The sequence below is a fragment of the Muriicola marianensis genome, from assembly GCF_014638095.1.
GTDB classification, from domain to species: Bacteria; Bacteroidota; Bacteroidia; order Flavobacteriales; family Flavobacteriaceae; genus Muriicola; species Muriicola marianensis.
Map to the genome: position 1 here is coordinate 55460 of NZ_BMFH01000001.1, position 23799 is coordinate 79258.

Here is a 23799-nt window from a genome sequence, read left to right on the forward strand (position 1 = left end):
TACGCTACTATTATGTAACTTTACTTTCGTAAAAATAGTATGAAATTTCCTGGAATCCACCTCCCTATGAGAAAACCCCTTCTAATCGCATTATTTTTTTGCAGTATTATCAGGTTGAGTTCCCAGGAAGTTACGTTGCCACCCGACCTCAGGCAGTACAATCTGACCCAGTATAACAGCAGTCTGTTCAATCCTGTATTTTCTTTGGACAGAAACAATCCTCAATCTCTTTCTCTCTGGGTTCGGTGGCAGTGGCAGCAGGTTGATGCAGATCCGACAACCGTATTTGCTAATTATACTCACAGGATGAACAGGAATTCTGCTTTCGGTGTGGGATTCCTACAGCAGAACACCGGCCTGTTCCTGCAAACCGGGGGAGTACTGAACTATGCGTATGCCTTTGATCTGGGCCAGGATATTTCTCTGGCTATGGGACTAAACCTGCTCGGGTTCCGGCAGGAACTTGCGGATGACCGTTTCCAGCAAAGTCCTGGAGCAGGTCTCCCTCAACTCAATAACGAACCATCATTCGTACTACAGGCAGCGCCTGGGATCCAATTCGGTTATGGTAATTTCAACCTGGGGCTTGCCGTAGAAAACGCTCTGGAATACAACCTTACCGAAGGAGACCAAAACAACGGTTCTGACGAAAAGATATTTTTGGGGTCTACGAGCTTAGTGATTCCTGTTAAAGGAAGCGGCCTTTTTGAAGAAGGATACATCAGACCCATGGTATTTGTCAAGACCGTCCCTGAACTGGATACACAGTTCGGAATAAATACCTTATTCAGCACGGACCAATTTTGGATTCAGGGAGGATATCATAATTTTTTCGGTATTTCAGGGGGATTGGGAGGCACTTTCTTTGGTAAATTCTCCTTTGGTGTCTTGATCGAGATTGCAACTTCTGCTGATTTGGAAGCTGCGGATCCTAGTTTTGAGATCGTAACCTCCTACCACTTTAGAGCACCTGATCTCAGGCGGAAGATTGTCGGTTTCGATATTGAAGAAGAACCTCTTGCGGAGATCCCGGAGAAAAAGAAAAAACTAAGTCAGAAAGAGCGGAAAGCACTGGCCGAAGCTCAGGCTCAGAAGGAAAAAGATTCCCTCATAATGATAGCGAATCGAAAGGATTCGGTAGCAATGGTACAAAGGAAGGCAGAAGAAGATGAAAATGCTCGGATAGCTAAGGTAGTTGAGCGTAGAAAAGATTCCCTGGAAGAAATAGCAAAAATTCAGGCAGAGAGGGTCCGGGAGAAATCCGTCATCCCACGGGAGGGAGAACGTTTTGAGGAGGCTGTCATATCAGAAGACGTGACCCCCGGCTTTTATCTAATTGTTAACGCTTTTGGTACTGAACGATATCTCGAATTGTTTGTAAAAACCCTGTCCGAAAAAGGATTGAATCCGAGATTTTTCTACCGCACTGATCGACAGCTTAACTACGTTTATCTCGAACGGTACGATTCCATGCAGGAAGCCCGGAAAGCCAGGGACAGCAAATTCTTTGGTAAATATTCGGAAACTATCTGGATCTTCAGGGTCCGGGAGCAATAGATTCAGAGCCTCATTTCCCTTTTGATCAGGACTTCCAGATACGCTATGGTATTGACAAGGTACTTGCGATCCCCGGAAATAGTGGCCATGGCAACAGCCCCCTGTATCATGGTGAACATTTGCTTGGCAAACTGAAGGGGAGGAACAGGGAGCTTGATCTCACCGTTCTTTATCCCATTTTCCAGTACCAGTGCGATCTTGCCCTCTATGGTACGCATGGTCTCCCTGGCAGCCCCGAGAAGAAGCCGATTGTTGTAATGGGCATCCATCCCTACATTCAGTACAGGGCATCCCCCAAGAGGAGCCGTAAATTCATCGTAATGCCGGTAGAAGTTGGTGAGCCTGTAAATGAGATCCAGTGTATGACCATCGCCTGACAGACGATTCTCAATGGCGTCTAACAGGATGGTGCTGAGATGCTCAAAGGCAGCAAGGGCAAGGGCTTCCTTATTTTCAAAATTGCCATAGATGGCCCCTTTTGTCAGACCGGTGACCTCTGTAAGGTCGCTCATGCTGGTGCCGATGTAGCCGTGTTTGTTAAACACGGGTGCCACTTTTTCAATAATGAAGGCAGTGGTACGTTCGGCTTTGGTGGTCATTCAGGATCTATTTTGTACGAATATAAAAAACCAAAACCTGTGAAGCACATATTTTTTTAAAAAAAGGCAGCCGGGGATTTAGGGTCCCCGGCTGTGATTATATCAACCTATTATGATCTCACTCCACCAGTTCCGACTGGTTCCTGAAAACGAGCCCATCGTCAAAGGAATCGATCAGAATAATACTGTCTGCCGTTATTTTCCCGCTCAGCAGTTCTTTTGAAAGACTGTTCAGCACCTCTTTCTGGATGGTCCGCTTGATAGGGCGAGCCCCGTATTGAGGATCATAGCCTCTCTCTGCCAGGTATTGGATCGCTTCTTCAGTGGCATCAATGGTAATGTGTTGCTTGGCGACCATTTTCTTGAGGTGTTCGAGCTGTAACCTCACGATATCGATGATATTCTTCTTGCTCAGCGGAGTGAACATGATGATATCGTCAATCCGGTTAAGGAATTCCGGCCTTATATTCTGCTTTAACAGGGCCATCACCTCAATTTTTGCTGCTTCAGTGGCACTGTGGATATCCTTGAGATTTTCAAAGGTCTCCTGTATGATATGACCGCCCATATTGCTGGTCATAATGATGATCGTATTCTTAAAATCAGCTACCCGACCCTTGTTGTCCGTCAGTCTTCCTTCATCCAGAACTTGTAGAAGGATGCTGAAAGTATCCGGATGTGCTTTTTCGATCTCATCGAGGAGAACCACAGAGTAAGGTCTCCGCCTTACTGCTTCTGTCAGCTGTCCGCCTTCATCATATCCGACATATCCCGGAGGTGCTCCCACAAGCCTGCTCACGGAATGCCTCTCCTGATACTCGCTCATATCAATTCGGGTCATGGCATTCTCATCGTCAAAGAGGTAGTCTGCCAGGGTCTTGGCCAATTCGGTCTTACCTACCCCGGTAGTACCCAGGAACAGGAAGGAACCGATAGGTCTCTTGGCATCCTGCAGTCCGGCCCTGCTCCTGCGGATCGCATCAGAAACCGCTTCGATGGCCTCTTCCTGGCCTACTACGCGCTTGTGCAATACATTTTCGAGGTTTAGGAGTTTTTCCCTCTCACTCTGAAGCATTTTGGTCACGGGTATCCCGGTCCATTTGGCCACGACTTCAGCTATGTCCTCATTGGTGACCTCTTCCTTGATCAAAGTGCCTGCTTTCTGGGCTTCGGCCAGGTCTTGCTGCAATTTTTCGAGTTTTACCTGTGCCTCCTTGATCTTGCCGTATCTCAGCTCAGCTACCAGTCCATAATCCCCGTTTCTCTCAGCCCTTTCTGCTTCCAGTTTATAATCCTCTATATCTACTTTGGTCTTTTGGATGGCATCGATGACCGATCTTTCGCTCTCCCACTTGGCAAAGATCTCATTCCTTTCTTCCTTCAGGTTAGCGAGGTCAATATTGAGCGATTTGAGCTTGGCGTGGTCTTCTTCCCGTTTTATAGCCTCGATCTCGATCTCCAGTTGCATGATCTTCCGGTCGAGTACGTCCAGGTCTTCGGGTTTGCTGTTGATCTCCATTCTCAATTTGGAGGCTGCCTCATCCATAAGGTCGATGGCCTTATCGGGAAGGAAACGGTCTGTGATATATCGCTGCGACAGTTCCACAGCGGCGATCACTGCCTCGTCCTTGATCCGCACCTTGTGATGGGCCTCGTACTTTTCCTTGATACCCCTGAGGATAGAGATGGCACTCTCTGTATCGGGTTCGTTCACCATTACTTTCTGGAACCTTCGCTCCAACGCCTTATCCTTCTCGAAGTACTTCTGGTATTCATCCAGGGTGGTAGCCCCAATGGCCCGGAGCTCTCCTCTTGCCAAAGCGGGTTTCAGGATGTTGGCTGCGTCCATGGCGCCCTGTCCGCCCCCGGCACCTACCAGGGTGTGAATCTCATCTATGAACAAAACGATGTCCCCATCGCTGGAGGTAACTTCTTTGATCACCGACTTCAGACGCTCTTCAAATTCTCCCTTGTATTTCGCCCCGGCGATAAGGGCCCCCATATCCAGGGAATAGATCACCTTGTCTTTGAGGTTTTCAGGCACATCACCCTGTATGATCCTGTGGGCCAACCCTTCCGCAATAGCGGTCTTACCGGTACCGGGCTCTCCTACGAGCATGGGGTTGTTCTTAGTCCTTCTGGAAAGAATCTGCAATACGCGCCTAATTTCCTCATCTCGCCCAATAACGGGGTCCAGTTTACCACTGTCTGCTTCCTCATTCAGGTTGCGGGCGTATTTATTCAGGGCATTATAGGTGTCTTCCGCACTTTGTGAGGTCACCTTGGCCCCTTTGCGCAGTTCACCGATAGCAGACAGGAGGTCCTTCTCAGTTACCCCCTGGTCCTTCAGGATGCGTGCGATCTTACTTTTGGATTTAAAAATGGCAAGCAGGATGTGTTCCAGGGAGACAAATTCATCCTTCATGTTCTTGGCAGTAATACTTGCCTCCGTGAGTGTCTTTCCTGCTTCTTTGGAGAATTGCAGTTCCCCTCCTGATACCTTTGGAATACTTTGGAGTTCCTTTTCCAGGATCTGTTTAACGAGCGTCAGGTTGACGTTCAGCTTTTTCAGAATGAATGGGAGAACATTCTCGTCGGTCTCCATCAACGCCTTGAAGAGATGCTCATTTTCTATTTGAGGATGCTGCATCTCCTGGGCTATTTGCTGAGCCAGTTGAATGACCTCCTGTGATTTTATGGTAAAATTGTTAATATTCATGATCGATGATTGTATTTAATTCCTATTCCTATTTTTGCAATCGCTAGGACAACAATCCTACCATTGTTTTATAACAGACAAAATGTCTGATAAAGCCTTTATTTACAAGACAATAAGTCAGGTCATCTTATCTTTTTAATTTGGGTTGAAAGTATTTGAACTATGGGACTAATGAGATTATTCAGCACTGGTAAATCCGATTCCGAAAAGTCGCGGGATACCATTCAGTGGATTTCCCTTGAGAACAAAGAACAACTGGAGGAGATCCTGAAAAGATCGACTGATATTCCTCAGGTCATCTTTAAAAACTCCACTACCTGCGGGATCAGTGGGATGGCCAGACGGTCCTTTGAATCCCATAATTCAACATGTGATGACAAGGCAGAGTTTCACCTGTTTCACATCCAGCACAACAGGGAGTTATCTCATGAGATCGCAAGCCGTTTGGGCATCCGACACGAATCTCCCCAGGTCCTGATCATAAAGTATGGAAGGGTGGTGCATCACGCATCGCACGGACTCATTTCGGGGATCAATCTTTCGGAATGGATATAAAAAAACCCGGGATCTTTTTCCCGGGTTCTTCTTTTCATTTAAATCGATTTAATTAAAACGATGTCTAACTATGATCTGTTTGAGTTTGGCCTTTAGGTCTTCACCGGCATCGTAAACCATCTGTTCATTGCTGGGGAAAGGTACCGCGCCCAGGTTGAGCAAGGCGATCAGGTCATTGTCCAGGGCCCTTCTGTCTCCACTGTAGTTAGCGTACACATGCTGGAAGAGGAATTCACTGGACAGGGGATAGGTGTTGAGCTGCTGCTTGGTGTTGAGATCAACAAAACTCACCAGTCCGGTTACCTGAGCCATTTTCTGCTGGGTAAACTGGTAGTAATTACAGGTTACTGTCTTAAAGTTATCTACCTTGATCTCGTTCCCGAGACTGTCCTTAACCAGGTTTCCATTCTCATCCTCCAGATACCTGTAGCCGTCCTTCACTTGTTTTTCCTTGACGAACTGTTTTTCATTGACTTGTTCTGGTGAGATGTTGATCTCCCTGAAAGCCACCTGCATTTCGTAATCGTACCTGATGTTCTCAAGCGGATTATTGTGATACTGGGTCCAGAGGTCGTCCAGTCCATAGGTATTGAAATTCAGCAATTCCTCTTCAAGCCTTTCCGGAATCACCACCTGGGTATCGTTGACCATTTTTACCTTGACATAGTCCAGACCTCTCTGGTAAGCTACTTCCATCTGCTCCTTGGTGTCAGCATAACCGGGATTGATCTCATCCAGGTATCTGAAATCCTCATAGGCCCTTCTATAATCGAGTTTGCTGGAAGCACTTTCAAAAAGGGAAAGGGCATTGTCGTACAGATAATCAGACAATCTATCCTTGGAATCTATGATATCTTCATCAAAATTCTTGAAGTTGAACCTCGCGTTCCTGTTCTCATCCCGGACATAGAGGGGCAGCAAAGGCCTGATCCGCTCCTGGATCTGCCTGAGCTGGGTATAGCTTTTATAAATAGCCTCCAGATTTGCCGGGTTCCCATCCTTTTCCAGGAAGGCAATATTCTGGAGTTCGCGTTCCATATTCTTGGCAAAAGCCTCTTCCAGCATAAGAACATAAGGTTGATTACCCCTCTTGTCCTTGTTGTCAGCGAGATTTCTCAACGCACTGTTGATCGCCTGCTGATAGTTACCGGTATTGATCGCTTCCTGTGTCTTTTTAACGCCTCCACAGGCCAGGAATAAAAAGACTGTTGAAAAAATAAGTAGTGCCTTTTTCATGATATTGTGATTTGCGGTTTGTAGGGCAAGACCAAGAGCCATGCCAAAATCTTCCGAAATCATAACGAAAAAGGTTGTTTTATCGTATAGTTCCGATAAAATACATTAAAAAGTAAAAAAAGGAGAGTCCGTTTAGAACTTCAGAGCAGGCAATATTTTTGTGGCAACTTCTCCGAATCCTATCCTGACGCCGTCCTTGGAACAGTAACCCTTCATGATCACGGTATCGTGGTCTTTCAAAAATTTACGGGTAGTACCGTCGGAAAGAGGGATCTCCTTGGTGCCCTGCCAGGAAAGCTCCAGCATGGAACCAAATGAATCAGGAGTAGGCCCGGAAATAGTTCCGCTACCCATCATATCCCCGCTGTTCACCTTACACCCATTGATGGTGTGGTGCGCGAGTTGCTGGGCCATGGTCCAGTACATATACTTAAAATTGGTCCTGCAAACCGTGGTGTCCGAACCATTATCGGGTCTGATCGCCACCTCGAGATTGATATCAAAGCTCTTTTTACCTTTCTGAGCGAGGTAGGGCAGGGGAAGAGGGTCTTGTTTCGGACTGGCTACCCGAAAAGGCTCCAGGGCATCCAGGGTTACGATCCAGGGAGAAATAGAAGAGGCAAAATTTTTCCCCAGGAATGGTCCCAGGGGGACGTATTCCCATTTTTGGAGGTCCCTGGCACTCCAGTCGTTAAAGAGAACCAGCCCAAAGATATAATCCTCGGCTTCTTCAATATTGATGGGTTCACCCAGCGCATTGGCATCTGTGGTGATAAAAGCCATTTCCAGTTCAAAATCCAGTAGTTTCGAGGGGCCGAAAACAGGGGTATCTGCGCCTTTGGGCAGGGTTTGACCGTTTGGCCTTCTGATGGGGGTGCCGCTCGGGATAATAGTGGAACTGCGACCATGGTAGCCAACGGGCAAGTGCAGCCAGTTGGGAAGCAGGGCATTGTCTGGGTCCCGGAACATTTTACCCACGTTGGTGGCGTGCTCCTTGCTGGAATAGAAGTCCGTATAATCCCCGATCTGTACAGGTAACTGCATCTCGATCTCGTCAAGGGTGAACAGCACGATCTTCTGATGTTCCTTATTCGATTGAAGCTCCTTGTTGCTTTTTTGGAATATTTCACTGATTCGGTTCCTGACCAGTCGCCACGTCTTTTTTCCGTCTGAGATAAAATCATTCAGGGTATCCTGCAGGAAGATGTCGTCTGTCAATGGAATATCCTTAAAGTAACCGAGCTGGTGCAATGCCCCGAGATCGATGGCGTGATCCCCTATGCGTGTCCCAATCGTGATGATGTCATCCCGGGTGAGAAAAACGCCGAACGGGATATTCTGAATGGGAAAATCAGAATGCTCCGGTACGGGTAACCAGGATGTCAGTGTAGGGTCATTCGCTTTTAATGGCATTGTACTATTGTTAATTGCTGTTTGATAAAATCCTGATCAAATATATTATTTTCTGAACATTAACCCCCTGCAATTTGTACTTTTACGCCTCAATGGAAAGAATTTCGTTTTTATGAAAAGGGATACCCAGGTTTTTGAACTCATTGCAGCTGAAAAAGAACGTCAGCTGCAGGGGATAGAGTTAATTGCATCTGAGAATTTTACGAGTCCGCAGGTTATGGAGGCCGCCGGTTCTGTGCTCACCAACAAATACGCGGAGGGATATCCCGGCAAGCGGTATTACGGAGGATGTGAGGTGGTGGATCAGGTTGAAACTCTGGCCATCGAACGCGCCAAGGAACTCTTTGGGGCCGTTTACGCCAATGTTCAGCCACATTCGGGTTCACAGGCCAATGCAGCCGTTTACCAGGCTTGTCTGCAGCCCGGAGACACCATCCTTGGGTTCGATCTTTCACATGGGGGGCATTTGACTCATGGATCCCCCGTAAATTTTTCAGGGAAGTTATACCGATCTACTTTTTACGGAGTGGATGAGGAAACCGGCACTCTGAATTACGACAAGATCCAGGAAATTGCCGAAAAGGAACAACCCAAGATGATCATTGCAGGGGCCTCTGCCTATTCGCGCGACATGGATTTTGCAAGGTTCAGGGAGATCGCAGACAGCGTGGGCGCATTTTTACTGGGGGATATCTCTCACCCGGCCGGATTGATCGCCAAGGGCATTCTGAACGATCCCATTCCCCATTGTCATTTTGTGACCACCACCACCCACAAAACCCTGAGGGGCCCAAGGGGCGGACTCATCCTGATGGGGGAGGATTTTGACAACCCTTTCGGCATCACCCTGAAGAACGGAAATCTGAGGAAAATGTCTGCGCTGATCGACCTGGCTGTATTTCCCGGTAACCAGGGCGGACCTCTGGAACATATCATTGCAGCCAAAGCCGTTGCATTCGGAGAAGCACTGACAGATGAATTCCTTCATTATATGATTCAGGTAAAGAAGAATGCCGCTGCCATGGCCGCTGCTTTTGTTGCCAGGGATTATAAGATCATTTCCGGAGGAACGGATAATCATATGATGCTTATCGACCTGAGAAATAAAAACATCACCGGGAAAGATGCGGAAAAGGTCCTGGTTCGTGCAGACATTACGGCCAACAAGAACATGGTCCCTTTTGACGACAAATCGCCCTTTGTCACCTCCGGAATACGTTTCGGTACGGCTGCCGTGACCACTCGCGGACTCAGGGAGGACGATATGGGGATTATTGTTTCCTTTATCGATGAAGTCCTGAGCAATCCTGAAAACGATGAGATCATCGACCGTGTTCGCGAAAATGTGAATGCAATGATGAGGAAAAGGCCGCTTTACAGCAGTTTACAGATTGAACAGGTCTAAGTCGCCGGGGATAATAACCTTGTTCTTGAGATCGTAGATCAGGCCTTCCTCTTCTTCCTCGAAGTAAAGTCCCCAGTAGAAGTAGTACCCCTGGTCGCTTATTGAGTTGGGTCCGACCAGCCTGAGGATGGCATCTTCTGTTTCTACCTCCTCATATACGGGGACAAAGATCTCCATAGGGGTGGCAGACAAATCCCTGGTGATGTGCATATAATTCTCTGCCAGGACCGTCAGAATGGTATCGAGCTGATTTTCCACGCTCTCAGGGGCGATCTTTTTGATAGTAATTGTACAATCCTTTAGATGGATGGAGAGTTCTTCCACGTCTATAAAGGCCCCGTTCAATTCCCTTATATCCTGCATGTATTTGTTCAGCAACGGCAGACCGGTACTCACCTGATTTGGTCCGCAGGATCCCCAGGTGCCCTGCTGCATGTGAAAAAGCACTTCGTGCAGGTTCATAGGACACTTCATTTCCACGACGAGGTTGTTCTCTTCGCAGCAAACGGTGGAGTTTCTAATGGTGATGGAGGAGAAGTATTCCTTCTCGAGTTGACGAATCAGAGAAGGTACGCCCAGGACCTCCTTTTTGCCTTCCCGGCAGGAGGAGATAAAAAGTTTGGTTTTTTTTGAGCTATGGGCCATAGCAACCTTTTTGAGGGCTCTATGTAAAGTTAGTGTTAAATAACGGGGATCGATTATACAAAAACCATAGAATATTTATGGTTTTGCTGCAAAAAGTGTGGTTTTCAGGGAATAAAGAGGGAAAGAGTTCTGAAATGATTGGTAACCTAAATAAAGCCTTTATCCCTTGAAGCCGTTATCAGAGCCTGATCGTTCTGTTTTTCCACCCCAAAAAGGGATTTAAGCTGGCGCTTTCTGTTTTCGATGCCAGGGAGGGACAGGGAGATGTATTTGACCATATCCTTGGTCTTGGTTCCTATGGAGAGGTGGTATAGGATCTTTTTGTCATTCTCGTCCAGGGAGATATCCTGGGCCATTTTCTTGCGGATGGCCACCAGTGCTTTTTGGGTATAGTAGGGCGGGGAGTTCAGCACAGTGTTCACCATGGCCTGCAGCGATTTCTGGTCTATTTCGGTCTTCACCATATAGCCCTCGGGGTCTACGGTCTGCATGATGCTGTTGATCCGGTAATTATCGCTAAAGGAAGACATAAAAACGATCTTGGAGTCTGGCGATACTTTCCTGGCGTAGATTCCCAGGTCTTCTCCCGTTTTGGCCGGGCCTTCGGTGGGGTTAGAGAGTTGGATATCCAATAGTAGGATGTCATAAGGGATTCCCTTGGCTGATTCTTCGATACGCCTGACCGAGTCTTCGTAGGTTTTGGCCGTATCCATCTGTACCTTGAAGCCGTCAAATTCTGTGTCCTCCAAAATGAACTTATAGCCCAGGGTAGTCATTTCATGATCGTCAACTGCCAAGATTCTTATCGTTCTCATAGACACACGTTTTATACTTCCTGCAGGTCTTTAGGTAAAGATATCTCTTTTTTTGCTTCCTGGGAAATGTGCTCCATTGGGATTTCCAGAAGAACCGTGGTCCCAATACCCGGAGCGCTCTTCAGATACCATTTGCCCCTGATCTTCCTCACGCGGGATTCAATATTCTTATGGCCAATACCTTTTTTTCCTTTTCCGGTCTCGAAGCCCCTTCCGTTGTCCTGAATGGTGATCACGATCTGATACCCATCGACCTCAAATGAGACATAGATGGAAGTGGCTGCAGCGTGCTTAATGCAGTTTTGCAGGCTCTCCTGCAGGATACGGTAAAGGTTGATCTTGGTCACCCCTTCCAGCTGGTCCCAGTCCAGGTCCTGATCATAGGAGAAGTGGTATTGGATACCCGCCGGTTCTACGGTATTTTTTAACAGGTCTTCGATGGAGTTCATAAAGTTGTTGAACTTCTGGTAGGAAGCATCGTTGAGCTCATGGGAAATGGACCGGATTTCCTCCTGCACTTCTTTTAGTTTCTCGATGGCCTGCTCCCTGAGGGCGACGGCGGCATCATCACCTTTTTTGTTTAACCCGAGCAAGACCATCCTCACCCCGTTCATCTCCCCGAGGATTCCGTCGTGGAGTTCTTCGGATATGCGTTTCTGTTCGGACTGCTTGCCTTCCTCCACTTTCTGTTTCTGAGCTAGCATGAGGTTAAAGATCTCCTGGTTTGCTTCCTGCTGTTGCTGCTGGAATTTGAGGCGTTGATTTTTGATCCTCTGTACAACGATAATTGACAGAGCGATGGCAAACAACAGCAATCCAACGGCTATCCCAATCCAGATCAGTTGCTGGCGGGCCAACTGGCGGTTTCGGTTTTCGGTTTCTTCTGTCTCGAATTTAATATTTGCAAACTTATTTCGGATACGTCTTTCCTCTTGTAACAGATTCTCAGACATTTCGCTGTACTCGTTGAGGTAGTAACTTGAGTTTTCAGGATCAAGTTCAGATAATAACCTGAGTGATTCCAGGTACCTTAAATTATTGTCGATCTCTTTTGCCAAGTCCCGAGCATTGCCTGCAAATATAAACGCATCAGCCTTCCTGCCGATTTCCTTGTTCACAAGGGCTAGGTTGTAATAATTCAATGAAAGTCCTTCTAAATCTCCTATGCTATCCCTGATAAATTGGGATCTATATAAATTTTCTTCTACAGAGTCCATTATGCCAAGTTTAAAATTGGTTATTGCCAAATGGTCCAATAGTTTAGCGTATAGATCTGGTTTATACCAAAGTAGACTATCCGTTGAAATCGCTTCTTGGAATTCTTTCTTAGCATTTAGGAAGTCTCCCTTATTAGAATATAGGTATCCTATGTTGTTTTTTAAACTAGCAAGTTCAATGGATTCCGACTTTAATTTTTGTAATTGTTCTTCTGCGAGGTTATAATATTCTAAAGCTTGATCATATTCCTTCAGAGCGGCGTAGGCAATACCCATTGTATTGTAAGCATAGTATAGCTTTTTATATTCATCATAAGGTTTTAGAAGTCTTATTGCTTCCGTTGCATTAACTATGGCGCCGGTGTTGTCATGTACATCGGTTTGCACACTGGCCATCGCTCTTAATACAGAGGAAGAAGAAATATCATCTTCTAACTGTTGGAAGATTTTTTGTGCTTTAGAAAAATATAAATATGCGCTATCCCTTTGAGCTATATCTGGCAAATCGAAATATGCACCCTTATCCCAGAAAGCTTCTGCCAACTTTACAGAATCCTGTAATTCTCCGGCCAATTTTTCGAAATCCCTGTTTACATTTTGAAACAATTGAGAATCGACAATTTTAGAGGTAATCAATGAAAGTTGTGATAAGTATTGAATTTTCAGGGTGTCTACTGAAACTTGACCGAGTTGGGAGTAGACCTCATCTAATTGATCAAGATGGTTTTCAACTGGTAGATTTGATTCTTTGATCTGTTCCAAAATGACCAAAATACTGTCCTGATCTATTTCTGAATCAAAATTCTTGGGTCCCTTATTAATAAAGTCACAAGAATTGCTCATAATTGAAAGAAGGACAAGTATGAACAATTGTTTGAACATTATTTATATTTTCTGTTTGGTGATCACAATATAAAAAAAGGAGTCTTATTTGGTAAGACTCCTTTTCAATTTTCGTTAATATGAAGATCTATCCGTCTCTTCCGGTTGATCCATTGCTGTTCCCATCAGTTGCTTGGGTTTCATAGAGGCTTTGGTCCTCGGCTGTGTCATTGGTGCAGGAGATCATGGATACACTGAACAGGGCTATGGCAAAAATACAGGCTAATTTTTTCATCGTGGTTTTCTTTTTAGTGAGTTAACGTTTCACTAAACTATTAGAGCCCCGCGAGGATCGTATGTCAGAAATCACTCTTTTAGTAAATGGAGTGTTTCTGTGAGGATTTCACCTGTTTTTGTAAGAATTTTACGATTTAAGGGTGGAGATGGCGTTTTTTGACAACACTTTTTTCAGGCTGTCGATGTTCTCCTTGTAGGTCTTAGAGAAGGGCAGTTGCTTCTTGCCGGTCTTAAGGGCGCAGATGTTCTTCCCGTAATTGATGCGGGAAACGTAATCCATATTGAGGATATAGCTCTGATGGATACGGATAAAATTTCTGGGCAGGGACTTTTCGAAGGTCTTAAGGGTCTTGAAGGCGCTGATCACACTGCCGTCCTTCATCACAAAATCGGTGGCATTGTTGTCTGCTTGCAGGTACAGGATCTCATCTGTATTGAGGTACTGAAAGTCTTTGTATGATTTCAGGCAGATGGTATGAGAGCTGACCTCCTTGGGATGCTGTTTCTTTAGCCTCAGCAGGGTTTTTCGGATATCCAGCTCATTATACGGCAGAAGCCAGTAATCGTAAAAGCCGTTTTTTATGGCGTGATAGGCGTATTCCTTGCTCTTGGCCACACCGATTATCAAAGGCAGTTCATTCATGTACTGGTGCAACTCAGATACCATCAGGAAATAATCCATGGCCGCATCTTCCAGGTTGATGAAGACCAGGTCCGGCAGGTGTTTCAGGATACCGTTGATCCCTTCCCTGCTGTCCAGTGCCCGAGCCACACAAATGAAATCACCATGATCCTCCAGAAAATGCTGCAATTGCAGATTTGAAGTGGCGTTGGCATCGATTATGGTGTATCGGTACTCCATAAACACAGGGTTGTGGGAAAATTACTAATCCTTTGCGAATAAGGATTATAGATTTCCCTTAGAATATTTATGGTTTTGTTGCCAATATACTGAAAATCAGTTCTAAAGAAAGAATATTCCTACAAATCGTTACATTTTAATGTGTCTATTCCTGGTAAGCTCCGAGTGACGGGCTCTGAGTTCGATCTGTACCTAGTATGTCCAATGGCACCAGTTGGGCCGTGCCCGGATCTCCCAACCCCCGCGCCTCGGATAGCGGACCCAAGGTAAAATCATTGCGGAATGGAGCTGAGAAATCGGCGTTGGCATTTTGGAATAGGTCGGCAAATCGGGTTGTATCTGAGAAGTCGTACAGGGGGTTGCCTGTAAACTCGCCGGAAGTGTCATTGAACTGCAGCAATACATGTGAAAAGAAAAAATTGAAGTCTGTCCCAGGTCTTTGCTCCAGGCTGAGTTCCCTGGAAGTGTTCCCGTCTACTATACAATTCAGAAAATCGGCCTGAAGCAGGTCGCCCCCGCCAATATTCTCCGGGTCAGCAGCATCATAGGTAGTGATCCTAAGGGCAGCTCCCGTCCGGAAACTATTGCTCCAATAATTTGCAATGGTGGTGTGCAAGAAGCGGTACGAGCCTCCTCTATCCAGCAGAAGGCTGTGCGTACCGGCATTGCCCAGTACCACATTTACACCTGCTATAGAAGTATTCCTGCCCCAGAGATTCGTCACAGAGCTGTTGTATATCTGAGTATTCGAAAGTGCGAGGGTGGGGGCAGGGGAAGCCGGATTACCCTCGACCAATATCCCGACAGTGGCATTTTTCAGACTCAGATAAGAGATCTCATTGTCAATACTTCCCGGGGCCAGCCAGAGCGTACCCCACTGACCCGGAACCTCTGAAAATTCAGGTTCCAGACGGTCTCCTTCAAAGATGACCTCATTTTCCATCAACTCCCTGTCCTCACTCAGTGCACCTTCGACCCGGATACTGCCCCCTGTTCCCACCAGTATGCCCGAATCCTTGTGAAAGTGAACCCGGGAACCGGCTTCCACGGTCAGGACCTTTCCATCACTCACGGCCGCGTAGCCATAGATCACATAGGGTTTTTCCCTGGTAAACTGAAGTTCGTCGTCCTCCAATAAAAAGCCTGAAATCCGCAATTCCCGCCCTTCTTCATCCAAGCCTAACAGAAGGCTTTCCTTGCTGCCATCGGCCAGGGTAGCAGGGTAAAGGAAGACGGCATCCCTGACAAGGGTCACCAGAGGTATTCGTTGCTCGTTAACACCCCGGTCAAACAGAAGCTGATCTACATAGAGGAATTCATTCTGGTTGGTAGGGGCAACATCAAAGGTGGTCTCAATAAATATGTACAAGCTGTCTCCGGAAAACAGGGGAATATCGGTAAAACTCTTACCTGCCTGCCCGTCTACATTTAATCGGTAGAGGCTGTTGTTCCCTTCGGCAAGCCGAATGGTGGGGATCTCAATATCACGGTTAGAACGATTGTATACTTTAAGGCTGTAGGTGCTGCTTCCGATATTTGAGAATACGGTATCGAGGAATACCGTATCTCTTGAGAATTCAAGCTGACCCGAGCTGGGGGCATATTCAAAATCCTTCCTGCAGGACGTGAAACAGACCAGGGTGCAAAGCCATAGTAAAGTAACAAACAGGAATCGCATAGACGGGGATTCAGGATTCGGTCTTCGGACTGAAAACGGCCCGGATTTCTTCCGGAATTCGCATGGGTCTGTGGGTTTGCCTGTCGAGCAGGCACCATTCGGTCTCAGACCTGACGATGGGTTTCCCCGAAGACAGATCCTTCATTTCCACCACCCTCGTTGAGATGGCCCCTTCAGATTTCTTTATAAAGGTCCTCAGCTGCAGGGTATCTCCAAGCTTGGCTGCACTTTTGTACTGAACCAGGTGTTGCCTGACCACCCAGATCCCGGTTTTCCTGATATCTTCCGGTGCTGCAGCCTCCCAATGGGCACGGGAAATATCCTGTATCCACTGTAGATATCGCACATTGTTGACGTGTTCGAGCTCATCCAGGTCGGCCTGCTCCACTTTTTTGATCATCTCAAAGCGCATCCTATTCCTTTTTTTGGAGGGTGATCTCGAACAAGGTATCCCAATTCTTACCAGTAACGAAAAACGATTTTCGCCCCGGATGGTAAGCAATTCCGTTCAGGACATCCAGTTTTGGATGTTGTTTGACTTTCTCCCGCAGTCCTCCGAGATTCACCACGCCTTCAATAGCCCCGCTGTTAGCGTCAATGATCATCATACTCTCCTTCTGCCAAACATTGGCATAGATCTTCCCGTCTATGAATTCCAGTTCATTGGCCTTGTTGAAGATCGACTTGTTCGTGGCGATCTGCAAAGCTTCTTTTTCTTCCAGGGTCTGAGGATCCAGAAGCCAGATCCGTTCTGTGCCGTCACTCTTGTACAATGAATTTCCATCATTGCAAAGCCCCCATCCTTCCTTGCTATTCCCATACTGGAATTTGTCTACTCGTTCCAGGGTGCCTGAATCGTAAACAAAACCCACCTTTCCCTGCCAGGTAAGCTGATATAGTTTGTCATCAAGGATCGTGATCCCTTCACCGAAATACTCCTCTTCCAGGTCGGTTTGCTGATATACCTCCCCGGTTCTGAAGTCGACCTTCCTCACGTACGATTTAGCTCCGCCTCCGGAACCTGTGCTTTCGTACAAAGTGTCCCGGTAAAATTCAAGCCCCTGGGTAAACGAAGTCATGTCGTGTGGAAATTCATTGAGGATGGTATAGGTGTAGAGTTGCGGAGGATCAGCAGCGAGGAGTTTGATTTCTTCTGACACGGAGATCTCCCGGCCATCAGACCGGAAGTTGGCTGTGAGGTCGTGAACTCCCAGTTTCTCAGTATCCAGGATATAACCTTCCCCGGCTGAAGGGAGGGCTTTACCCAGCAGGGTAAAACTCAGGGAATCAACCGGAAGATCCTTTCTGTTTCGGATCATAGGGTAGATGGTATCCTTCGGCTTGTATTCTTTTTTCCCTTTTTCGAATTGCAGTCCAAAAAAGGAAGCAGGATCTTTTTCTCCTCCACAGCTGAGGAAAAAAAGCAGCAGGATATTGAGGGAGAGGAATTTGGCAGAATTCATATTCGAGAAAGCTATTTAAAAGCAAGTTAGCCCAAACTTTTAAAACCTTGAAACGATTGGCCTGAATTTAAAAGGTTGTATATTTGCATGAGGCAAGTCCTACACGACCAGCTCCTGTAGAATCCCCCAGGGTGGGAACGCAGCAAGGGTATACGGTCGTAGCGGTGCGATGTAGGTAGCTTGCCTTTTTTTGTACCCAAAAGTCAAGGTCGGGACAAATCAAACAGAGCCCATATCTGTTGGGACTCCCTCTAAATATTTGTTTCTTTGCAACACGTATGGACATGAAAGTAGTGCTGGTTACAGGAGGTTCTTCGGGCATAGGCCGATCTATTGGGAATTACCTGAGTGAAAATGGCTACAGGGTCTACGGCACTACCCGCAATCTCGGAAAACAATCAGGCTTCAAAGATTTTGAACTGCTTGAGCTCGATGTAAGGGAACCCGATACCATTTCACGTGCTCTCGGGATATTGATGGAGAGAGAAGGCCGCCTGGATGTGCTGATCAACAACGCAGGGGTGGGAATTACAGGTCCGCTCGAAGAAACCCCCAATAAATCTATCCACAACGCCTTTGAGACGAATTTCACCGGCCCCCTCAATATGATAAAAGCGGTTCTTCCCATCATGAGAAAACAGGGTGCGGGAAGTATCATCAATATTACCTCTATTGCCGGAAAAATGGGTCTTCCTTATAGAGGGGTCTATTCCGCGACCAAAGGTGCGCTCGACCTGGCAACGGAGGCGCTCAGGCTCGAGGTGAAGGACTTCGGGATACAGCTGTGTACCCTGGCACCGGGAGATTTTAAGACCAATATCGCGGCAGGGAGGTACCACGCTCCTCTGCAACCCGATTCTCCCTACCATAGACCCTACGGTTCTACCTTGAAAATGATCGATGACCACGTAGACCAGGCCGGAGACCCTATTCAGGTGGCACACAAAGTACTCCGCATTTTAAAGAACCCATCTCCCAAGGTCCATTATAAGGTGGGCAGTTTTATGCAGCGCTTTTCCATCTTACTCAAAAGGTTACTGCCCTCGAAACTCTACGAGAGGTTGCTGCGAAATCATTATAAATTGTAGCTTTGCCAAACACTGAATTTTAGCTGAAAAGTATCACCATCAAAACGAAATCCTATGAAATTTTTTATCGATACCGCAAACCTGGATCAAATCAGGGACGCCCAGGAACTGGGTGTGCTCGACGGGGTTACTACCAATCCCTCTCTGATGGCCAAGGAAGGGATCACCGGAAGGAATAACATCCTCAAGCATTACGTGGATATATGTAATATCGTAGACGGTGATGTCTCGGCGGAGGTCATTGCCACCGATTTAAAGGGGATCATCAAAGAAGGGGAGGAGCTGGCAGATTTGCACGAACAGATCGTCGTTAAGGTGCCGATGATCCGTGATGGTGTCAAAGCCCTGAAATATTTCTCAGACAAAGGCATCAGGACCAATTGTACCCTGGTATTCTCTCCCGGGCAGGCATTGCTTGCCGCCAAGGCCGGGGCGACCTATGTATCGCCTTTCCTGGGAAGGCTGGACGATATCTCATCAGATGGTCTTAATCTCATTGCCGAGATCCGTTTGATCTATGACAACTACGATTTTGAGACCCAGATCCTCGCTGCCTCTATCAGGCATACTATGCATGTGATCGACTGTGCAAAATTGGGTGCTGACGTCATGACGGGACCTCTTTCTTCCATCGAAGGCCTGCTAAAGCATCCGCTTACGGATATAGGGCTCGAGAAGTTTCTCGCCGATTATAAAAAAGGGAATTGATCTTTACCTATTTGATCAGAAAGAGCGGTAGAGATGTGAGAAGGCATCTATGATTTTCCCGTTCTTGGTGAGGATAGCCTTGTTTGGATCATAGACGATCAGCGTCTGAACGGTTTGGTCGTAATCGTCTGTCCAGTATTGTTCAGTTTCATCAAGTCCACTCGTCTTGACCATGCTTTTCCATTTGGCCAGGTCGGTCCTCATGTTCAGTCCGATAAAGCGATATGCAGGGTATTTCTGCTTGAGTTCTTCTACACGCTTGTTGATATTTCTGAAGTGCCCGGGTTCCGTTCCCGACCAGAAATAAAAGACAACTGAGTCTCCCTTTTGGATATCTGACAATTTAACTTTCCGGCCGTCGTAAGACTCCACGGTAAAATCCGGAAGGTCCTTTGCAGGCTGCATATTGTTGATCCCTTCGTACAGGGTAAAGATTTCCGTGTTGTGAGAATTGTTGTCTGAATATCGCTTAAAAGAACTGATGAATTCGTCTGTATTCTCCTCAGTGTCGTGCCTCAGCAAGTAATCAATGGCGACATTTCTAAAGAGGTTGTCCCGAAGTTCCTTCTGGGTCACCAGGCTGTCTATCAACTTTAACTTGTGTTTATTAAAGTGCAATTGCCTGTTTGCCTTCTCAAGATCATCATCACAGTATTTCTTGCAAGAATTATAGGCAAGATTACTGATGTGATATTTCATAAAGTTGTAATACGGCCTGAGATATGTGAGATTATGGTCGTTGTAATTAATGCTCTGCCGGTAATCGTAGAAGGAAGCAGGCAGATCTTCGTGCATCTTTCCTTCTCCGCTTCTCCTTCTGTGGTAAAAAGGGTAGGCTTCCATGGAAATGTTCGATCCGTAATCTATAAACGATTTTGCCAGGTCTGAAGCAGCAGGCGAAATCTCATATTCGGTTTCGATCTGACTCAATAGGGCTAATTTCATTGCCTTGAGGGAATCTATCTTCTTGTGGAATTCCTCTGGTTCGAGCAGGTAGTATGAATTGATAAGTTCTTCTTCCTCTTCCCGGGTGAGAAATAATTCCAGTATAAAATTATTGATCTCTTCGCCCTTTCCTGAGAAAACAAGGGATTCGTCGAAGTCTGAGGTATTGAGCCTGATCTGCAGGCTGTCACCCGCCTCGAAATAGACGTACTGGGATTCCGGTCTGTGCACAAAATGGTGTAGCCCCTGGGCCACAGAGTCCAGCCTGAAGACAAATCTGTTATTCTCGTCGAGGAAGGCGGTATCCAGTGCCTGCTGCCCTTTAAAAAGGACAACCTGATCGCTAGTGGGATTTACAATTTCACCGGCGAAGATAACGCGCTTGCTGTCTTCCGGCTCCTGACTGCAACTCCCTAAGAGAATTCCGAGAAAGGAAAAGAGTAAAAGTTTATTCATATTGTGCCAATACCACTCACAAAGCTAAGTAATGCTTGAGGCGGGCCCTGTTAAGAGGGCGTTAAAAATGACAGGTTTAACAACCTCTTTAGGAAGTCTGCTGGATATGGGCTCACTTGCACATCGGAGGGATTTGACTACTTTTGCAAAAATTTTAAAGAAACACTATGCTATCGGTTTCAAATCTTTCGGTACAATTCGGAAAACGGGTGTTGTTCGATGAGGTCAACATCAGCTTTACCTCAGGTAATTGTTATGGGGTGATAGGCGCCAACGGGGCAGGTAAATCCACCTTTTTGAGAATCCTCTCCGGGACAGTGGATCCCACCTCAGGACAAGTCCACCTGGAACACGGAAAACGGATGTCCGTCCTGGAACAGAACCACAATGCCTATGATGAGCATACGGTTCTGGAGACGGTGGTCATGGGAAACAAACCCCTGTTTGAGATCAAAAAGGAGATAGACGCCCTTTATGCCGATTATTCAGATGAAAATGCAGAGCGGATAGGGGAATTGCAGGTAACCTTTGAAGAGATGAACGGATGGAACGCCGATAGTGACGCGGCTGCATTGCTGTCCAGCCTGGGAATCCGGGAGGAGTTTCATTACACCCAAATGTCGGAGATGGATGCCAAGCTTAAGGTGAGGGTCCTCCTCGCTCAAGCCCTGTTCGGTAATCCGGATGTATTGGTAATGGACGAGCCTACGAACGACCTGGACTACGAAACCATCGAATGGTTGGAGAATTTCCTGGCGAATTATGAAAACACGGTGATCGTGGTCTCTCACGACAGGCACTTCCTCGATGCCGTATGTACGCACATTGTCGACATCGATTTTGGAAAACTCAACCTCTTTTCAGGAAACTACACCTTCTGGTATGAAAGCAGTCAGCTGGCAGCCAGGCAAAGGGCTCAACAGAACAGGAAGGCAGAAGAGAAGGCCAAGGAATTACAGGAATTTATCATGAGGTTCAGTGCCAACGTCGCAAAGAGCAAACAGGCCACATCCAGAAAGAAAATGCTCGAAAAGTTGCGAGTAGAGGACATCAAACCATCCTCCAGACGATACCCGGCCATCATCTTTGACAGGGAAAGGGAAGCCGGGGATCAGATCCTCAATGTGGAGGGAATGTCGGCTCTGAGCGAAGATGGAAGCGTTTTGTTTGACAACCTCAACCTGAACCTCGCCAAGGGCGATAAGGTGGCTGTTTTGTCCCGGGATTCAAGGGCGACTACAGCTTTTTATGAGATCATCAACGGGAACCGCAAAGCGGATTCCGGAAAATATCAATGGGGGGTGACCACCACCCAGTCCTATCTGCCGGCAGATAACAGCTCCTTCTTTACGGAGAACATCAACCTGGTTGACTGGCTGAGGCAGTGGGCCAAAACGGAAGAGGAAAAGGAAGAAGTGTACCTGAGGGGATTCCTGGGAAAAATGTTGTTCAGCGGAGAAGAAGCCCTTAAGAAATGTACTGTCCTCTCGGGAGGTGAGAAAGTGAGGTGTATGCTCAGCCGCATGATGATGCTCAGGGCCAATGTGCTGATGCTCGATGAGCCGACCAACCACCTCGACCTGGAGAGTATCACGGCCTTCAACAACTCCCTGAAAAATTTCAAGGGGACGGTACTCTTCACCACCCACGATCATCAGTTTGCTCAGACGGTTGCCAACAGGATCGTTGAATTGACACCAAAGCAGACGATAGATCGATACCTGAGTTTCGACGACTATATGTCTGATAAGGGAATCAGAGAACTGCGGGAAAAAATGTACGCCGTACCTGTTTAAAACAATAAAAAAAAGCATTCGATCCGAATGCTTTTTTTGTTTTATATCGCAGCGTTTATCAGGCGTTGAAATACTTGCTGTTCCAGATGGCAGGATTAAAATTCTTGCCCAGAGCAAAGCCGTAGAAGATCACTACGGAGGCAATGGACTTGAACATAAAGAAGTAGATGATCCAGAATTCGGCCTGTGAACTGCTCTTTGAAAACAGTCCTTCCGGAACCAGCAGGGTACACAGGTAAGAGATCAGCAAGACCACAGCTGTGAGGTTCACAATACTCTTAAAAGGCCATGCCAGTGCTTTTCTCAGCGGGTGCAGGTCATTACCCCATCGGTGGATCAGGTAATAGTAACCATTTCCAATGGGGGCGAACAGCAAGGGATCATCCTTGTCTTCCAGGCGGAATAATTTGGAAGGCGCAATGATCTTAAATCCATCAATGGAGATCCCGTGTTCCTTTTCCATGGACTTGATCTTTGAGATTCCCTCCCTGGGGATCTCTCCCTTAAAGTATTTTGAATCCAGGAATCTCAGGCGATAGTCGATGCAGATCTTTTTGATCTGATCCAAATTATAGATCCTGCCTGTCTCCAGCAGGTCAAAATCAAAGGCGTTATGGACCCCTTTTCCTTTGCCTCCCAGCCTTTCCTGAATTTCCTCCTCCCGGGCGCTGTCTTCACTCAGGAGTTGGTAAACGGAATTGATAATTTGGTCTTGGGAGCCGCTTTTGCGGGATTCGAGGGCAAGTTTTTCCTCGATATTAGTTCTGGGTAATATCATTCTTTTTCTTTTAGCAATTTGAGCAAAAATACATATTAAGACAAATCAATGCAACACCGTTGCTAGCCTCTCAAAATGTTAAATATATGTTAAATTCGATGAAGACAGTTTTTCTATACCCCTTATCTCACCTCAAAGATTGTATATTGTCCGACTTTTAATACCGTTCGTCGATTATCCTTTTTCCCCATCGGATCTATCATGAAAATGAAACTTTGTTTACTTAGTGCTGCTTTATGCCTGGTTTGCGGAACCCTCTGGTCTCAGACAGACGATCAGTATTCGGAGTTTAAAAAGTCGATCTTCACCTCAGCGGCTGAATCGGGAGACCACACCACCCTGACCACCGCCCTTAAGGCCACTGATCTCGACATGCTGCTGGAAGCGGATGGACCCTTTACGATTTTTGCCCCTTCAGATCGGGCGTTCCACAAAATGTCTTCCCAGGAAATCGCCCACCTGATGAAGCCGGAGAACAAACAAAAATTAAGGGAAATGCTCACCTATTTCATGGTAGCGGGAACCCTTTCGGCCTCTAAGATCCTCAATGCTCTTGTACGTGGGAATGGGAAAGCCACTTTCACTACTGTGCAGGGGAAAAAGATCAAAGCCACCATAGAAGGCGTGGATATCATTCTCACGGACGGTCTCGGGAACAAAGCCCGTATCACAACAGCAGATTCTGACCAGTGCAATGGCATCATTCACACCATAGACAGTGTGATCCTGCCAACACCTCTGTAAT

At 46.6% G+C, this 23799-nt stretch carries 21 protein-coding genes and 1 other RNA gene; 8 read left to right on the forward strand and 14 right to left on the reverse strand.

Features of this window, described 5'->3' with window-relative positions:
• Nucleotides 1-66 precede the first annotated feature (66 nt).
• Complete coding sequence (locus tag IEV19_RS00315) at nucleotides 67-1557, forward strand: PorP/SprF family type IX secretion system membrane protein (protein WP_188368712.1); 1491 nt, start codon at nucleotides 67-69, stop codon at nucleotides 1555-1557.
• A gap of 2 nt (nucleotides 1558-1559) precedes the next feature.
• On the opposite strand, the gene IEV19_RS00320 is transcribed toward IEV19_RS00315, so the two are convergent.
• Together IEV19_RS00320 and clpB are read right to left on the reverse strand one after the other, a co-directional pair.
• Nucleotides 1560-2156 (reverse strand): TetR family transcriptional regulator C-terminal domain-containing protein, encoded by a 597-nt coding sequence (locus IEV19_RS00320; protein WP_188368713.1) that lies wholly within the window; start codon nucleotides 2154-2156, stop codon nucleotides 1560-1562.
• Nucleotides 2157-2274: 118 nt separating this feature from the next.
• Nucleotides 2275-4875, reverse strand: coding sequence for an ATP-dependent chaperone ClpB (gene clpB / locus IEV19_RS00325; RefSeq protein ID WP_188368714.1), 2601 nt, complete (start codon nucleotides 4873-4875; stop codon nucleotides 2275-2277).
• A 171-nt stretch (nucleotides 4876-5046) separates the two neighbouring features.
• On the opposite strand from clpB, the gene ytxJ reads away from it, so the two are divergent.
• On the forward strand, nucleotides 5047-5430 hold the full coding sequence (ytxJ, locus tag IEV19_RS00330) for a bacillithiol system redox-active protein YtxJ (protein WP_188368715.1): 384 nt from the start codon (nucleotides 5047-5049) through the stop codon (nucleotides 5428-5430).
• A gap of 48 nt (nucleotides 5431-5478) precedes the next feature.
• Here ytxJ and IEV19_RS00335 read toward each other — a convergent pair whose 3' ends face one another.
• Both IEV19_RS00335 and fahA read right to left on the reverse strand, forming a co-directional pair.
• Complete coding sequence (locus tag IEV19_RS00335; RefSeq protein WP_188368716.1) at nucleotides 5479-6666, reverse strand: hypothetical protein; 1188 nt, start codon at nucleotides 6664-6666, stop codon at nucleotides 5479-5481.
• A 132-nt stretch (nucleotides 6667-6798) separates the two neighbouring features.
• Entirely contained in the window at nucleotides 6799-8079 is a 1281-nt protein-coding gene (gene fahA, locus IEV19_RS00340) for a fumarylacetoacetase (RefSeq protein WP_188368717.1), read from the reverse strand.
• Between the two features lie 112 nt (nucleotides 8080-8191).
• Between fahA and glyA the strand changes: the two genes are divergently transcribed.
• The gene (glyA, locus tag IEV19_RS00345; protein ID WP_188368718.1) at nucleotides 8192-9484 is read left to right on the forward strand and encodes a serine hydroxymethyltransferase; all 1293 of its coding nucleotides are present in this window, start codon (nucleotides 8192-8194) and stop codon (nucleotides 9482-9484) included.
• Here glyA and IEV19_RS00350 read toward each other — a convergent pair.
• The 8 genes from IEV19_RS00350 to IEV19_RS00385 all read right to left on the reverse strand — a co-directional run bounded on the left by IEV19_RS00350 (nucleotide 9464) and on the right by IEV19_RS00385 (nucleotide 17283).
• Nucleotides 9464-10129, reverse strand: a complete 666-nt coding sequence (locus IEV19_RS00350) for a hypothetical protein (protein ID WP_188368719.1) — start codon at nucleotides 10127-10129, stop codon at nucleotides 9464-9466. The genes glyA and IEV19_RS00350 overlap by 21 nt on opposite strands.
• Nucleotides 10130-10275: 146 nt before the next feature.
• Nucleotides 10276-10944, reverse strand: a complete 669-nt coding sequence (locus IEV19_RS00355) for a response regulator (protein WP_188368720.1) — start codon at nucleotides 10942-10944, stop codon at nucleotides 10276-10278.
• Nucleotides 10945-10955: 11 nt separating this feature from the next.
• The gene (locus IEV19_RS00360; protein ID WP_188368721.1) at nucleotides 10956-12923 is read right to left on the reverse strand and encodes a tetratricopeptide repeat-containing sensor histidine kinase; all 1968 of its coding nucleotides are present in this window, start codon (nucleotides 12921-12923) and stop codon (nucleotides 10956-10958) included.
• Between the two features lie 208 nt (nucleotides 12924-13131).
• Nucleotides 13132-13278, reverse strand: a complete 147-nt coding sequence (locus IEV19_RS00365; protein WP_188368722.1) for a hypothetical protein — start codon at nucleotides 13276-13278, stop codon at nucleotides 13132-13134.
• A 129-nt stretch (nucleotides 13279-13407) separates the two neighbouring features.
• Nucleotides 13408-14142, reverse strand: coding sequence for a LytR/AlgR family response regulator transcription factor (locus IEV19_RS00370; protein ID WP_188368723.1), 735 nt, complete (start codon nucleotides 14140-14142; stop codon nucleotides 13408-13410).
• Between the two features lie 145 nt (nucleotides 14143-14287).
• On the reverse strand, nucleotides 14288-15820 hold the full coding sequence (locus tag IEV19_RS00375) for a hypothetical protein (protein ID WP_188368724.1): 1533 nt from the start codon (nucleotides 15818-15820) through the stop codon (nucleotides 14288-14290).
• 10 nt (nucleotides 15821-15830) lie between these two features.
• Entirely contained in the window at nucleotides 15831-16232 is a 402-nt protein-coding gene (locus IEV19_RS00380) for an acyl-CoA thioesterase (protein ID WP_188368725.1), read from the reverse strand.
• Nucleotide 16233: 1 nt separating this feature from the next.
• Nucleotides 16234-17283, reverse strand: a complete 1050-nt coding sequence (locus IEV19_RS00385; protein WP_188368726.1) for a glutaminyl-peptide cyclotransferase — start codon at nucleotides 17281-17283, stop codon at nucleotides 16234-16236.
• A 90-nt stretch (nucleotides 17284-17373) separates the two neighbouring features.
• Here IEV19_RS00385 and ffs point away from each other — a divergent pair.
• From ffs to fsa, 3 genes are all read left to right on the forward strand, one after another.
• Nucleotides 17374-17472: signal recognition particle sRNA small type (gene ffs, locus IEV19_RS00390), an RNA gene on the forward strand.
• An 89-nt stretch (nucleotides 17473-17561) separates the two neighbouring features.
• A complete protein-coding gene (locus IEV19_RS00395; protein WP_188368727.1) occupies nucleotides 17562-18371 on the forward strand; it encodes an SDR family oxidoreductase in 810 nt (269 codons plus the stop codon).
• A 54-nt stretch (nucleotides 18372-18425) separates the two neighbouring features.
• A complete protein-coding gene (gene fsa / locus IEV19_RS00400; protein WP_188368728.1) occupies nucleotides 18426-19079 on the forward strand; it encodes a fructose-6-phosphate aldolase in 654 nt (217 codons plus the stop codon).
• 15 nt (nucleotides 19080-19094) lie between these two features.
• Here the strand turns inward: fsa and IEV19_RS00405 are convergent, their stop codons facing one another.
• Nucleotides 19095-20480, reverse strand: coding sequence for a TlpA family protein disulfide reductase (locus IEV19_RS00405; protein ID WP_188368729.1), 1386 nt, complete (start codon nucleotides 20478-20480; stop codon nucleotides 19095-19097).
• Nucleotides 20481-20647: 167 nt separating this feature from the next.
• On the opposite strand from IEV19_RS00405, the gene IEV19_RS00410 reads away from it, so the two are divergent.
• On the forward strand, nucleotides 20648-22276 hold the full coding sequence (locus tag IEV19_RS00410) for an ABC-F family ATP-binding cassette domain-containing protein (protein ID WP_188368730.1): 1629 nt from the start codon (nucleotides 20648-20650) through the stop codon (nucleotides 22274-22276).
• Nucleotides 22277-22334: 58 nt separating this feature from the next.
• Here the strand turns inward: IEV19_RS00410 and IEV19_RS00415 are convergent, their stop codons facing one another.
• The gene (locus tag IEV19_RS00415) at nucleotides 22335-23054 is read right to left on the reverse strand and encodes a hypothetical protein (protein WP_188368731.1); all 720 of its coding nucleotides are present in this window, start codon (nucleotides 23052-23054) and stop codon (nucleotides 22335-22337) included.
• Nucleotides 23055-23261: 207 nt separating this feature from the next.
• Here IEV19_RS00415 and IEV19_RS00420 point away from each other — a divergent pair, with 207 nt between their 5' ends.
• Nucleotides 23262-23798, forward strand: a complete 537-nt coding sequence (locus tag IEV19_RS00420) for a fasciclin domain-containing protein (RefSeq protein ID WP_188368732.1) — start codon at nucleotides 23262-23264, stop codon at nucleotides 23796-23798.
• Nucleotide 23799 lies beyond the last annotated feature (1 nt).